Source organism: Streptomyces sp. NPDC093598, assembly GCF_044764825.1.
GTDB lineage: Bacteria > Actinomycetota > Actinomycetes > Streptomycetales > Streptomycetaceae > Streptomyces.
On sequence record NZ_JBIWIV010000011.1, the window covers coordinates 231,367 to 245,115 of the forward strand.

The window sequence follows — 13,749 nt, forward strand, 5'->3', positions numbered from 1 at the left end:
GGGTGGGGCAACCGGGCGGTGGCACTTTGTACGCCATCGGAATGGCCCGACATTCCGATGGTGGGCTCGCTGCTTGTCGCTTTCCTCAACTTGACGTACGCCGAAGGGAAACGGTTGCTCGATGATCCCTTACGGATGAGTCACGATCAGGACACCCGATTGCCGTAACGCCCCGCGAGGCGACCACTGTGTCCCGCTTGCCTACCCTTCAGACTCCCCCCGGATCACGGCGAGCACGCCATCCAGCTCGTCAGGCTTCACAAGAACGTCACGAGCCTTCGAACCCTCGCTCGGCCCGACGATGTTCCGGGACTCCATCAGGTCCATCAGCCGGCCCGCCTTGGCGAAGCCGACACGCAGCTTGCGCTGGAGCATGGACGTCGACCCGAACTGCGTGGAGACGACCAGTTCCGCCGCCTGGCACAGCAGGTCGAGGTCGTCGCCGATGTCCTCGTCGATCTCCTTCTTCTGCTTGGTGCCCACGACGACGTCGTCCCGGAAGACGGGCGTCATCTGCTCCTTGCAGTGCCGGACGACGCCCGCGATCTCCTCCTCGGTGACGAAGGCGCCCTGCATACGGGTGGGCTTGTTGGCCCCCATCGGCAGGAAGAGCCCGTCGCCCTTGCCGATCAGCTTCTCGGCGCCCGGCTGGTCGAGGATGACCCGCGAGTCGGCCAGCGAGGAGGTGGCGAAGGCCAGCCGCGACGGCACGTTCGCCTTGATCAGACCGGTGACGACGTCCACCGAGGGCCGCTGTGTGGCGAGCACCAGGTGGATGCCGGCCGCACGGGCGAGCTGCGTGATGCGCACGATCGCGTCCTCGACGTCCCGCGGCGCGACCATCATCAGGTCGGCGAGCTCGTCGACGATGACCAGCAGGTACGGGTACGGGTGGAGCTCGCGCTCGCTGCCCTCGGGCGGTTTGACCTTGCCCTCGCGCACTGCCTTGTTGAAGTCGTCGATGTGCCGGTAGCCGTAGGCGGCCAGGTCGTCGTAGCGCAGGTCCATCTCGCGTACGACCCACTGGAGCGCCTCGGCGGCCCGCTTGGGGTTGGTGATGATCGGTGTGATCAGGTGCGGGATGCCCTCGTACGCGGTCAGCTCGACCCGCTTGGGGTCGACCAGGATCATCCGGACGTCCTCGGGGGTCGCCCGCATCATGACCGATGTGATGAGGCAGTTGATGCAGGACGACTTGCCGGAGCCGGTGGCGCCGGCGACGAGCATGTGCGGCATCTTCGCCAGCGAGTGCATGACGTAGCCGCCCTCGACGTCCTTTCCGAAGGCGACGAGCATCGGGTCGTCGTCCTCGGCGGACTCCGCCAGGCGCAGGACGTCGCCGAGGTTGACCATCTCCCGGTCGGTGTTCGGGATCTCGATGCCGACGGCGGACTTGCCGGGGATCGGGCTGATGATCCGCACGTCCGGGGAGGCGACGGCGTAGGCGATGTTCTTGGTCAGCGCGGTGATCCGCTCGACCTTCACGGCGGGACCGAGCTCGACCTCGTAGCGCGTGACCGTCGGCCCGCGGGTGAAGCCGGTGACACTGGCGTCCACCTTGAACTCGGTGAAGACGGTCGTCAGCGACTCGACGATGAGGTCGTTGGCCGCGCTGCGGGACTTGCCCGGGCCGCCGCGCTCCAGCAGGTCGAGCGAGGGCAGGGAGTACGTGATGTCGCCGGACAGCTGGAGCTGCTCCGCGCGCGGAGGCAGGTCGCGGGGTTCGGAGGGCGGGGCCTTGGTCAGGTCGCGGACGCCCGGCCTCGGCTTCTGCGGCTCCGGCTGGTCCTGCTCGTTCCGGTCCTGCTCGTGGTGGTCCTGCTCGGACTTGTTCTGCTTGCGCTCCTGCTGGGGGCGGGCGGCCGGGACGGGCGTCGGCGTGGTCGCCTCCTGGTCCCCCACCCGCACGCCCTGGGTGAGGTCGGCGACGACCGGTGAGGGCGGCATGCCGTGCAGCACGGCACCGTCGAGCGCGGCGGCGGCCGCCGCGGCGACGTCCACGGCGTCCCTGCGCCGGTCCATGTCGGGCTGCGGCACCGCGGAGCGCCTGGGGCGGCCACGACGCCGCGTGAGCGCCTCCTGCTCGGCACTGTCCGGGTCGTACGCCGCGGGCGCCGGCGCACGCCTGCCGCGCGGGCGCGCGGGCAGCGCCTCGCGCCACTGCTCCTCGTACCGCTCGTCGTCCTCGGCGAAGCCGTAGTCGTCCTCGGCCGGGTCGCGGACGATCCCCAGCCGCACCCCGAGCAGCCGCAGCCGCTGCGGAATGGCGTTGACCGGGGTGGCCGTGACGACCAGCAGCCCGAAGACCGTCAGCAGCACCAGCAGGGGTACGGCGAGCACGTCGCCCATGGCGTACGACAGCGGGGTCGCCATGGCCCAGCCGATGAGGCCGCCGGCGTCCCTTATGGCCTGCATGCCTTCGCCGCGCGCGGGTGAGCCGCACGCGATGTGGACCTGGCCGAGCACGCCGATGACGAGCGCGGACAGGCCGATGACGATGCGTCCGTTGGCTTCGGGCTTCTCCGGGTGACGGATGAACCGCACGGCGATGACGGCGAGCAGTATCGGCACGAGCAGGTCGAGGCGGCCGAAGGCACCGGTGACGAGGATCTCCACGAGGTCGCCCACGGGACCCTTGAGATCGGCCCAGGTGCCCGCGGCGACGATCAGCGCGATGGCGAGCAGCAGCAGGGCGACACCGTCCTTGCGGTGAGCCGGGTCCAGGTTCTTGGCGCCCTGCCCTATGCCGCGGAACACGGCGCCGACGGCGTGCGCCACGCCGAGCCAGACGGCGCGCACGAGCCGGTAGATGCCACCGGTCGGGCTGGGTGCCGGTCTGGGCGCGACCTTCTTGGCCGCGGCCTTCCTGGCGGGCGCCTTCTTCACGGGAGCCTTCTTGGCAGCGGCCTTCTTCGCCGGAGCCTTCGCGGCCGCCTTCTTCGCGAGCGGCGGCTTCTTGGCTGCGGAGGGACGTGAGGCCATGGGTGTGAGGTTACCGGTGGAGACGACAGGGGACACGCGTGTCTACGGCTTCACCCGTTCGTGTCGCTCCGGGAGAGGCGCGAAATTGACGCGCGGTCACGGGCAGACAATCCCGCCTGCGCGCGCGTCAGTTCTGTGAGGACACCGAGGAGGCGCTCCCGGTGCCCGGCTCCAGCGCGTCCAGCGCCCGCCGCAACCCGGTGAGCTTGCGCTCCAGATGAGCCGCCGTGGCCACCGCGGCGGCGTCCGTCGACTCGTCGTTGAGCTGCTTGGTCAGCGCTTCGGCCTGCTCCTCTACGGCCGCGAGCCGTGCGGAGAGTTCCGCGAGCAGCCCGGCCGACTCCTTGGCCTCGCCGCCCGTGTCCTTGCCGTTGCCCTCCAACTGGAGCCGCAGCAGCGATGCCTGCTCCCGCAGCTGGCAGTTCTTCATGTACAGCTCGACGAAGACGGAGACCTTCGCGCGCAGCACCCACGGGTCGAACGGCTTGGAGATGTAGTCCACCGCACCCGCCGCGTAACCCCGGAAGGTGTGGTGCGGGCCGTGGTTGATCGCCGTGAGGAAGATGATCGGGATGTCCCGGGTCCGCTCACGGCGCTTGATGTGCGCGGCCGTCTCGAAGCCGTCCATGCCCGGCATCTGGACGTCCAGCAGGATGACCGCGAAGTCGTCCGTGAGCAGCGCTTTGAGCGCTTCCTCCCCGGACGATGCCCGCACCAGCGTCTGATCGAGCGCAGAGAGGATCGCCTCCAGCGCCAGCAGATTCTCCGGCCGGTCATCGACCAGGAGGATCTTGGCCTTCTGCACCATGGCCCGCCCTCCTCGCCCCGGCGTGGGGCCTCCCCTGTCCGCAGGACCTGGGGAAGCACCGGTGGGTGCCGCCCCAGGGGACGACTCCCTTGCGCCGCCCGTCCTTGTGCCGGTCATCGTAGCCGCACCCCGCCCGTCGCCACACCCTGTCACCGTGATGTCACTGTGCACGTAGCAGAAACGCAGCAGGAGACCAGAAGGTTCCCCAGATCTTGTACTTCTACACGACTATGCACACACCGAGTAGGCAACTCCGCGTGAACACCGAACCTTCCCGTCATGGTCGCGCAACTGCCCGACGTTCCCCTCATTCCCCTCGCATCCACTGATCCATCACCGCCAGCAGGTGATCGGGGTCGACCGGCTTCGTCACGTAGTCGGAAGCGCCCGACTCGATCGCCTTCTCCCGGTCGCCCTTCATCGCCTTCGCGGTCAGCGCGATGATCGGCAGGCCGGCGAACTGCGGCATCCTGCGGATCGCGTTGGTCGTCGCGTACCCGTCCATCTCCGGCATCATGATGTCCATCAGGACGACCGCCACGTCGTCGTGCTGCTCCAGGACCTCGATGCCCTCACGGCCGTTCTCGGCGTACAGCACGGACAGGCCGTGCTGCTCCAGGACGCTGGTCAGGGCGAAGACGTTGCGGATGTCGTCGTCGACGATCAGGACCTTCTGGCCGCCGAAGCGGATGCCGCGGTTCGGCTTCGGCGCCGATTCCTGCTCGGACGGCGTCCACTGCTCCAGCTGCGCGGGGCGCGGCGGCAGCTCGGGCATCCTCCGGCGCCGCCGGAACAGGGCGGCCGGCCCGCTCTGCGTCTCCCGGTACGACTTCACCTCGGCCGGCGCCTCGACCTCGATGTCCGACAGCTCGGAGGACGTCACCAGGTCACCGGCCTCGATGGCGGGCAGCTGCTGCTGGTAGCCCTGCGGCGGCAGTTCGCTGGGGTGCAGCGGGAGGTACAGCGTGAACGTCGAGCCGCGGCCCGGCTCGCTCTGTGCGTAGATCTCACCGCCGAGCAGCTGCGCGATCTCCCGCGAGATGGACAGCCCGAGGCCCGTACCGCCGTACTTGCGGCTGGTGGTGCCGTCGGCCTGCTTGAACGCCTCGAAGATCACCCGCATCTTGCTGGACGCGATGCCGATCCCGGTGTCGGTCACGGAGAACGCGATCAGCTCGGCGTCCGGATCGGTCAGCGACCCGGTCTCCAGCAGCTGCTCCCGGATCTTCTGCGGCACATCGTCCCGCGCCGGCCTGATGACCAGCTCCACCGACCCGGAATCGGTGAACTTCACCGCGTTCGACAGCAGGTTGCGCAGCACCTGCAGCAGCCGCTGCTCGTCGGTGTGCAGCGTCGCGGGCAGCTCCGGCGAGACCCGAACCGACAGGTCGAGGCCCTTCTCCGCGGTCAGCGGCCGGAAGGTGGCCTCCACGTAGTCCACGAGCTGCACGAGCGCGATCCGCGTCGGGGAGACGTCCATCTTGCCCGCCTCGACCTTCGACAGGTCGAGGATGTCGTTGATGAGCTGGAGCAGGTCCGAACCGGCCCCGTGGATCGTCTCGGCGAACTCGACCTGCTTCGGGGAGAGGTTCCCCTCGGCGTTGTCGGCGAGCAGCTTGGCCAGGATCAGCAGCGAGTTGAGCGGCGTACGCAGCTCGTGCGACATGTTCGCCAGGAACTCGCTCTTGTAGCGCATCGACACCGCGAGCTGCTCGGCGCGCTCCTCCAGGACCTGCCGCGCCTCCTCGATCTCGGTGTTCTTCACCTCGATGTCGCGGTTCTGCTGGGCCAGCAGCTCGGCCTTCTCCTCCAGTTCGGCGTTGGACGCCTGGAGGGCCCTCTGCCGCTGCTCCAACTCCGCCGAGCGCTCCCGCAGTTGCTCGGTCAGCTCCTGCGACTGCGCCAGCAGCAGCTCCGTCTTGGTGTTGACGGAGATGGTGTTGACGCTCGTCGCGATCATCTCGGCGATCTGGTTCAGGAAGTCCTTCTGGATCTGCGTGAACGGCGTGAAGGACGCCAGCTCGATGACGCCGAGCACCTTCCCCTCGAACAGCACCGGCAGCACGATCACCTGCGCGGGCGGCGCCTCACCGAGCCCCGAGGAGATCTTCAGGTACCCGCTGGGCGCGTTCTCCACGAGGATCGTGCGCTTCTCCGTGGCGGCCGTCCCGATCAGCGCCTCACCGGGCTCGAACGACGTCGGCATCGAGCCCATCGAGTAGCCGTAACTGCCCAGCATGCGCAGCTCGTACTGGTCGTCGTCCGCGGCGTTCATGTCCTCGCCGTCGACGAGCGGCATCGCCAGGAAGAACGCGCCGTGCTGCGCGGAGACGACCGGCGTCAGCTCGCTCATGATCAGCGAGGCCACGTCCTCCAGGTCGCGTCGGCCCTGCATCAACGCCGAGATCCGGGCCAGGTTGCCCTTGAGCCAGTCCTGCTCCTTGTTGGCGATCGTGGTGTCGCGCAGGTTGGCGATCATCTTGTTGATGTAGTCCTGGAGCTCCTGGATCTCCCCGGACGCGTCCACGTCGATCTTCAGGTTCAGATCGCCGCGGGTCACCGCGGTCGCCACGCGCGCGATGGCACGCACCTGCCGGGTCAGGTTCCCGGCCATCTCGTTCACCGACTCGGTCAGGTCCCGCCAGGTGCCGTCCACGTCCCGCACGCGTGCCTGCCCGCCGAGCTGCCCCTCCGTACCCACCTCGCGGGCGACCCGGGTGACCTCCTCGGCGAAGGACGACAGCTGATCGACCATCGTGTTGATGGTCGTCTTCAGTTCCAGGATCTCGCCGCGCGCATCGATGTCGATCTTCTTCGTCAGGTCACCCTTGGCGATGGCCGTGGTCACCATGGCGATGTTGCGCACCTGGCCGGTCAGGTTGGACGCCATCTGGTTCACGGACTCGGTGAGGTCCTTCCACGTACCGGCCACACCGGGTACGTGCGCCTGACCGCCCAGGATGCCGTCCGTGCCCACCTCACGGGCCACCTTGGTGACCTGCTCGGCGAACGAACTCAGCGTCTTCACCATCGTGTTGATGGTGTCGGCGAGCTGCGCGACCTCACCACGCGCCTCGATGGTGACCTGCCGCGTCAGGTCACCGTTGGCGACCGCGGCCGAGACCTGGGAGATGTTCCGCACCTGAGTGGTGAGGTTCTTCGCCATCAGGTTGACGTTGTCGCTCAGGTCCTTCCAGATTCCCGTGACACCCGGCACGTGCGCCTGGCCGCCCAGGATGCCCTCGGTGCCCACCTCACGGGCCACCCGGGTCACCTGCTCGGCGAAGGAGGAGAGCTGGTCCACCATCGTGTTGACGGTCGTGACCAGCTCGAGGATCTCGCCCTTGGCGTCGACGGTGATCTTCTTCGACAGATCGCCCCGGGCGACCGCGGTCGTGACCTCGGCGATGTTGCGCACCTGGATGGTCAGGTTGTTCGCCATGCCGTTGACGGACTGGGTGAGGTCCTTCCAGGTGCCGGAGACGCCCTGCACCTCGGCCTGACCGCCCAGGATGCCCTCCGTACCCACCTCACGGGCCACCCGCGTGACCTCTTCGGCGAACGACGACAGCTGGTCCACCATCGTGTTCAGGGTGTTCTTGAGCTCCAGGATCTCCCCGCGCGCGTCCACGGTGATCTTCTGGGACAGGTCACCCCGGGCCACCGCCGTGGCCACCTGGGCGATGTTGCGCACCTGGCCGGTCAGGTTGGACGCCATACCGTTCACGGAGTCCGTCAGGTCACGCCACACACCGGCCACGCCCGGCACCTGCGCCTGACCACCCAGCCGGCCGTCCGTACCCACCTCGCGCGCGACCCGGGTCACCTGATCGGCGAAGGCCGAGAGCTGGTCCACCATCGTGTTGATGGTGTTCTTCAGTTCGAGGATCTCCCCGCGCGCGTCCACGTCGATCTTCTGCGACAGGTCACCCCGGGCCACGGCCGTCGTCACCTGTGCGATGTTGCGTACCTGAGAAGTGAGGTTCCCGGCCATCGAGTTGACGGAGTCGGTGAGCTCCTTCCACGTGCCCGACACGCCGTCGACCCGTGCCTGTCCACCGAGACGGCCCTCCGTGCCCACGTCCCGGGCCATCCGCGTCACCTGGTCGGCGAAGCTCGACAGCTGGTCCACCATCGTGTTCACGGTGTTCTTCAGCTTGAGCATCTCGCCGGAGACGTCGACGGTGACCTTCTGCGACAGGTCGCCGTTGGCCACCGCCGTCGTCACCTGGGCGATGTTCCTCACCTGACCGGTGAGGTTCCGGAACGCCGTGTTGACGGAGTCCGTCAGGTCCTTCCACGTCCCCGCCGCACCCGGCACCTGCGCCTGGCCGCCCAGCTCACCCTCGACACCGATCTCGCGCGCCACACGCGTCACTTCGGCACCGAAGGCGGACAGCTGATCGACCATCGTGTTGACGGTGTTCTTCAGCTCCAGCATCTCGCCGGCCACGTCGACCGTGACCTTCTGCGAGAGATCACCATTGGCCACCGCCGTCGTCACCGCGGCGATGTCCCTCACCTGAGTGGTCAGGTTCCGGAAGACCGTGTTCACCGAATCGGTGAGGTCCTTCCACGTCCCCGCGGCACCCGGCACGTTCGCCTGACCGCCGAGCTGCCCCTCGGCCCCGACCTCGTTGGCCACGCGCGTGACCTCGTCCGCGAAGATGCGCAGCGTCTCGGTCATCTGGTTGATCGTGTCGGCGAGCTGCGCGACCTCACCGCGCGCCGGCACGGTCACCTTGCGCGACAGGTCACCGTTGGCGACCGCGGTCGTCACCTCCGCGATCCCACGCACCTGGGCCGTGAGGTTCCCGGCCATGGTGTTCACCGAATCGGTGAGTTCCTTCCACACACCGGCGACGCCCGGCACCTGCGCCTGACCGCCCAGCGCGCCCTCGGTGCCCACCTCACGGGCCACCCGGGTCACCTCGGAGGAGAACGCCGACAGCTGGTCCACCATCGTGTTGACGGTGTTCTTCAGCTCCAGCATCTCGCCGGCCACCTGGACCGTGACCTTGCGGGACAGATCACCCTTGGCGACCGCCGTCGTCACCAGCGCGATGTCCCTCACCTGGGCCGTCAGCCGGTACGCCATCGTGTTGACGGAGTCCGTCAGATCCCGCCACGAACCCGACATGCCCCGCACCCGGGCCTGCCCGCCCAGCTTGCCCTCGGTGCCCACCTCACTGGCCACACGCGTGACCTCGTCGGTGAACGTCGACAGCTGGTCGACCAGGTTGTTGACGGTCCGCCCGACCTTCAGGAACTCGCCCCGCAGCGGCTGACTGTTCCCGTCCGGCACCTGCGTCCGCAGCTCCATCCGCGGCGACAGGTCACCCTCCGCCACCGCGGACAGCACCCGGCCGACCTCGGAGACCGGCCGCACCAGGTCGTCCACCAGGGCGTTCGAGTTGTCGATCGCCGTCGCCCAGGAGCCCTCGCACGCACCCGTCTCCAGCCGCTCGGTGAGCTTGCCCTCTCGGCCCACCATCCGCCGCACCCGCGACAGCTCACCCGTCAGATGCAGATTGCGGTCGGCCACCTCGTTGAAGACCGCCGCGATCTCGGCCATCACGCCGTCCCCGGACACCGTGAGCCGCTTGCGGAAGTTCCCGTCCCGCATCGACACCAGCGCCGCCATCAGCCGGTTCAGGGCCGCCGTGTCCACCTCGGTCGTGCCACTGCGCACCCTGCCCTGGTTGACCGGGGACTGTCCGCCTTTCGCGCGCGCCTTCTTGCCACGCGTCGCTGCGCCAGACTCCACTGTGTCCCTCCCGCAGGGATCGACCGTCACTGCTGTGCTCGGGTACCACGCTCGGCGTACCAGTTACTACTGCGTATTCTCTGCCCTGCATGCCAGGCCGTTTCCAGGGGGCTGCTGCCCACGGGCGGCAGCGGGCACACAGCCTGCCCTGACCTTCACAAGAAGCTTGCCCAGTGTTTCACCCCGGCCGAACCAGGCCATAACAGTTCGGCAGCTTCGCACATCGTCCGCACACCCTCCGGACGGAAACACTGCAGACCGGCATCCGCATGGACCGCGAAGGTAAGTAACCTTGCATCCGGCTGTCCAGCCGCGCCGGTCCGTCCGGCCTGGGCGGTGGCACGAAGACGAGCGGGCATCGGAGGGGCGGCCGCACACATGACCACCGGACTGATCCCGGGGGGACAGCCCCCGGACCCCCGGCCGACGGGCGCCCTGCCGCAACAGCGGCTCGAGCCGGTCGGCCACGCAGCCCAGCACGTCGAGAACCGGTCGAGGAGTTCTGTGATCACCGCGCGCGCGGCCGCCAGTTTCGAGCCCGTCGGGCGATCGGTCGCGAGCGCCCGCTCCTTCGTCCGCGACACCCTCCAGGGCTGGGGCTTCGCCGACATCGTCGACGACGCCGTCGTTCTCACCAGCGAACTGGTGACCAACGCCGTGGTCCACGCCGGCACCTCGGCCGACGTGCTGTGCCTGCGCAGCGACGAAGGCGCACGCATCGAGGTGGCCGACCACTACCCCGAACGCGAGATCCCCCTCCAGGGCACGGCCATCAACATGGGCAGCCCCGACCGTGAGGGCGGCCGCGGTCTTCAGCTGTGCGCGGCCCTCGCCGGCCGCTGGGGTGTCGAATACACCCCCACCCACAAGACCGTCTGGTTCCAACTGGACCTGCCCGCACGCGCGGTGGGCACCCGCGCAGCCGGCCCGGCCCTCCCCCTCCACCTCCTCCCCCTCGCCGACGGCCGGGTCCGCGTGGCCGTCATCCAGATCGACCGCACCGGCCACATCACCGCCTGGAACGAGGACGCCGAGGAACTCTTCGGCTACCCGGCCGAGCAGGTCACCGGCAAACCCCTGACCGACCTCGCGGCCTGGCCGCACACCCCGGGCACCAGCACCGGCATCGCGGAGGCCCTCCGCCTGTCCCGCTGGGAAGGCAGCTACGGCATCCGCGCGGCCACTGGCCGCGTCATCCCCGTGTACGCCTCCCACCTGCGCGTCCGCGACACCGGCGGCGAACCGTCAACCGTGTGCCTCCTCGTACGGGACCACGAACGGGCAGTTCTGCAGACGCCCCTGCGCGGCCCCGCCTCCGACTCCTCGACCGGCTCCGAGGGCCAGAACACCGACCCCTTCGAGGTCTTCATCGGCTCCCCCGCCCCGGACGACCTCGACGGCCTCCTCCAGCGCACGGTCGAACGCGCCCGCGACATGCTCGACGGCGACTCGGCGTTCCTCCTGCTCGCCACCGACGACGAGACGGAACTGGAGGTCCGCGCCTCCACCGGCCTCCCCTCGGCCCGCCAGCGCTTCGCCCGTGTCCCCGTGGAAGCCGGCCCCGGCCGCTACGGCTCGGCCCGCATGCCCGCCGTCCACGACGACCTGACGGCCGTCCCGGGCGCGGTGCCGCTGCTGAACGGCACGGGCATGCGCTCGGTCGTCACGGTCCCGCTGAAGGTCGAGGGCCGCCTCACCGGCTCACTCGGCGTCGCCGCCGAAGCTCCCGCCAGATACACCAACGAGGAGGCCCTGCGCCTCCAGTTCGCCGCCGACCGCATCGCCCTCGCCGTCGAATCGGCCCGCCTGGGCGAACTGGAACGCCTGCGCCGCGGCTCCCTCAGCTTCCTCGTCGAGGCCTCCGACCTGCTGGCCGGCACCCTGGACCGTGACCAGACCCTGGCCCTGATGGCCCAGATGACGGTCCCGACCCTCGCCACGTGGTGCGCCGTCTACACGATCGCCGACCAGGCCTCCGAGCCCTACCTCTCCTACGTCCTGCACGAGGACGAGGAACTCATCGACGGCATCAAGTACCTGCTGTCGAAGGTCCCCCCGCCCGACCCGGTCCCCACCCCCGGCGCCCGCGTATGGACGGCCCCCGCCGAGATGGCCCACCAGGCGGCCCTGCGCAGTTCCATGCGCAGCCTCGGCCTCAGCGGCGGCCCGACCCGCCAGGTCACCCGCGGCATCGGCCCGACCCTCGCCACTGCCTCCGCGGTCGGCGGCGAGACGGTCGTCCTCCCGCTGGTGGCCCGCAACCGCGTGATCGGCATGCTCACCCTCGGCAAGCCGACGGACGAACACTTCCGCCAGGAGATCCTGGAACTCGCCGAGGACCTCTCCCGCCGGGCCGCCCTGGCCCTGGACAACGCCCGCCTCTACTCGGAGCGCACGGCGATCAGCCAGTCCCTCCAGCGCAGCCTGCTGCCGCCGGAGCTGCCGCTGATCGACGGCGTCGAGGTCGAGGTCATCTACCGCGCGGCAGGCGAGGGGAACGAGGTCGGCGGCGACTTCTACGACCTCTTCCCCATCCGCGACGGCGCCTACGGCTTCGCCATCGGCGATGTCTGCGGCACGGGCCCGAACGCGGCAGCGGTCACAGGCCTGGCCCGCCACGCCCTGCGCCTCCTGGCCCGCGAGGGCCTCAGCGGCCCCATGGTCCTGGAGCGCCTCAACTCCGCGATCCTCGACGAAGGCGCCCGCAGCCGCTTCCTCACCCTCCTCTACGGCGAGATGCGCCCTCAGGAGGACGGCAGCGCGGAACTGAAGGTGGTCTGTGCCGGTCACCCGCTGCCGCTTCGCCTGCGCCAGGACGGCACGGTCGAACCGGCCGCGGAGCCTCAGCCGCTGCTCGGCGTCATCGAGGACCTGGAGCTCTACGAGCAGACCGTCACCCTCGACCCGGGCGATGTCCTGCTGTGCGTCACGGACGGCGTCACCGAACGCCGCGAAGGCGCCCGCATGCTGGGCGACGACGGCCTCGCCGACGTCCTCACGACCTGCACGGGCCTGACGGCCGGCGCGGTCGCGGCCCGCATCATGCGCGCGGTGGAACGCTTCGCGTCGGACGCCCCTTCGGACGACATGGCGATCCTGGCGATGCGCGTCCCGGGCCTCCAGGACTAGGAGAACGCGAAAGGCCCCACCCGTGAGGGTGGGGCCTTTTCTGGTGGAGCCCCCAAACGGAATCGAACCGTTGACCTTCTCCTTACCATGGAGACGCTCTACCGACTGAGCTATAGGGGCCTGTTGCTTTGCGAGGCCTCCCCCGCGGCAACGGAATAGATCATACCCCGAACAGGCCCGTGCTCCCAACCACGTCAGAAGGCGGGCTGAAGAAGCCCTCCGAGGGCATTACAGGCAGACACGATCCGCTGCATGTCCCGCTTGGTCAGCGACGCGTCCACGGGCAGCGCAAGCGTCTCGTCGGAAGCCCGCTCGGTCTCCGGAAGGGAAACACACCGCCGGAATTCGGGCAACCTGTGCACGGGCGTCTTCACCGGCACCCGGCACACAACTCCCTTGGCCCGCACGGCCCGCGCGAAGGCGTCCCGGTCCGGTCGCCCGTTGCCGGGAACCCGCACGACGTACTGCTGATAGGTGTGCCCGTCACCGTCGTCCGGCGTCCGCACACCCCTCAACTTCGCGTCGAGATAAGCCGCCCGCTCCCTGCGCTGGGCTATCTCGTCGTACGGCGCCTCGGACTCCCCTTGCTCCAGCACCAGCAGCCCGTGCCGCTGTCCCACGGCGTGCAGCCGGGCGATGTCGGCGAGCCGGCCGAAGCGGTGCACGACCACCACGGCAGCGGTCCGTGAGGTGACCGCGGCTTCCACAGCGGCGGCGTCGAGGCAGTAGGTGGCGGGGTCTATGTCGGCGAACACCGGCAGCGCCCCGGCCATGGTCACGGCTTCGGCCACTTCGACGTTCCCGAAGGCCGGCACGACGACCTCGTCACCGAGTCCGACACCGGCGGCCCTGAGCATTGCAGCAGTACCCATGCTGTGGATGCTGGTCGCGCAACGTGAACTTCAAGTGACGCGCAACAAAAAAGGGTTGGACCCGGAACCGAAGTTCCGGGTCCAACCCTTTCAATGATTGTTCGGCGGCGTCCTACTCTCCCACAGGGTCCCCCCTGCAGTACCATCGGCGCTGTAAGGCTTAGCTTCCGGGTTCGGAATGTAACCGGGCG

5 protein-coding genes, 1 tRNA gene and 1 rRNA gene are annotated in these 13,749 nt (G+C 69.1%); 1 reads left to right on the plus strand and 6 read right to left on the minus strand.

Annotated elements, in window-relative coordinates:
• Nucleotides 1-201: 201 nt before the first annotated feature.
• The 3 genes from ACIRDU_RS28130 to ACIRDU_RS28140 all read right to left on the minus strand — a co-directional run bounded on the left by ACIRDU_RS28130 (nucleotide 202) and on the right by ACIRDU_RS28140 (nucleotide 9,557).
• Complete coding sequence (locus ACIRDU_RS28130) at nucleotides 202-2,982, minus strand: DNA translocase FtsK (protein ID WP_403584223.1); 2,781 nt, start codon at nucleotides 2,980-2,982, stop codon at nucleotides 202-204.
• A gap of 127 nt (nucleotides 2,983-3,109) precedes the next feature.
• Nucleotides 3,110-3,790, minus strand: a complete 681-nt coding sequence (locus ACIRDU_RS28135) for a two-component system response regulator (protein WP_403584226.1) — start codon at nucleotides 3,788-3,790, stop codon at nucleotides 3,110-3,112.
• A 307-nt stretch (nucleotides 3,791-4,097) separates the two neighbouring features.
• Nucleotides 4,098-9,557, minus strand: a complete 5,460-nt coding sequence (locus ACIRDU_RS28140; protein ID WP_403584228.1) for a HAMP domain-containing protein — start codon at nucleotides 9,555-9,557, stop codon at nucleotides 4,098-4,100.
• A gap of 378 nt (nucleotides 9,558-9,935) precedes the next feature.
• Here ACIRDU_RS28140 and ACIRDU_RS28145 point away from each other — a divergent pair, with 378 nt between their 5' ends.
• Nucleotides 9,936-12,686: a SpoIIE family protein phosphatase gene (locus tag ACIRDU_RS28145; protein ID WP_403584230.1), complete on the plus strand. Its 2,751-nt coding sequence runs from the start codon at nucleotides 9,936-9,938 to the stop codon at nucleotides 12,684-12,686.
• Between the two features lie 44 nt (nucleotides 12,687-12,730).
• Here the strand turns inward: ACIRDU_RS28145 and ACIRDU_RS28150 are convergent.
• The 3 genes from ACIRDU_RS28150 to rrf all read right to left on the minus strand — a co-directional run.
• Nucleotides 12,731-12,806 (minus strand) — tRNA-Thr (locus ACIRDU_RS28150).
• A 74-nt stretch (nucleotides 12,807-12,880) separates the two neighbouring features.
• Nucleotides 12,881-13,543 carry a DegT/DnrJ/EryC1/StrS family aminotransferase gene (locus ACIRDU_RS28155; RefSeq protein ID WP_403584250.1) on the minus strand — a complete coding sequence of 221 codons (663 nt, stop codon included), beginning with the start codon at nucleotides 13,541-13,543 and terminating at the stop codon, nucleotides 12,881-12,883.
• 114 nt (nucleotides 13,544-13,657) lie between these two features.
• Nucleotides 13,658-13,749: ribosomal RNA gene (rrf, locus tag ACIRDU_RS28160) — 5S ribosomal RNA — on the minus strand; the annotation flags it as partial.

Excerpts from the sequence above, each read along its gene's own strand:
- ACIRDU_RS28130 (WP_403584223.1), bottom strand. The coding sequence starts at position 2,982 with ATGGCCTCACGTCCCTCCGCAGCCAAGAAGCCGCCGCTCGCGAAGAAG.
- ACIRDU_RS28135 (WP_403584226.1), bottom strand. The coding sequence starts at position 3,790 with ATGGTGCAGAAGGCCAAGATCCTCCTGGTCGATGACCGGCCGGAGAAT.
- ACIRDU_RS28145 (WP_403584230.1), top strand. The coding sequence starts at position 9,936 with ATGACCACCGGACTGATCCCGGGGGGACAGCCCCCGGACCCCCGGCCG.
- ACIRDU_RS28155 (WP_403584250.1), bottom strand. The coding sequence starts at position 13,543 with ATGCTCAGGGCCGCCGGTGTCGGACTCGGTGACGAGGTCGTCGTGCCG.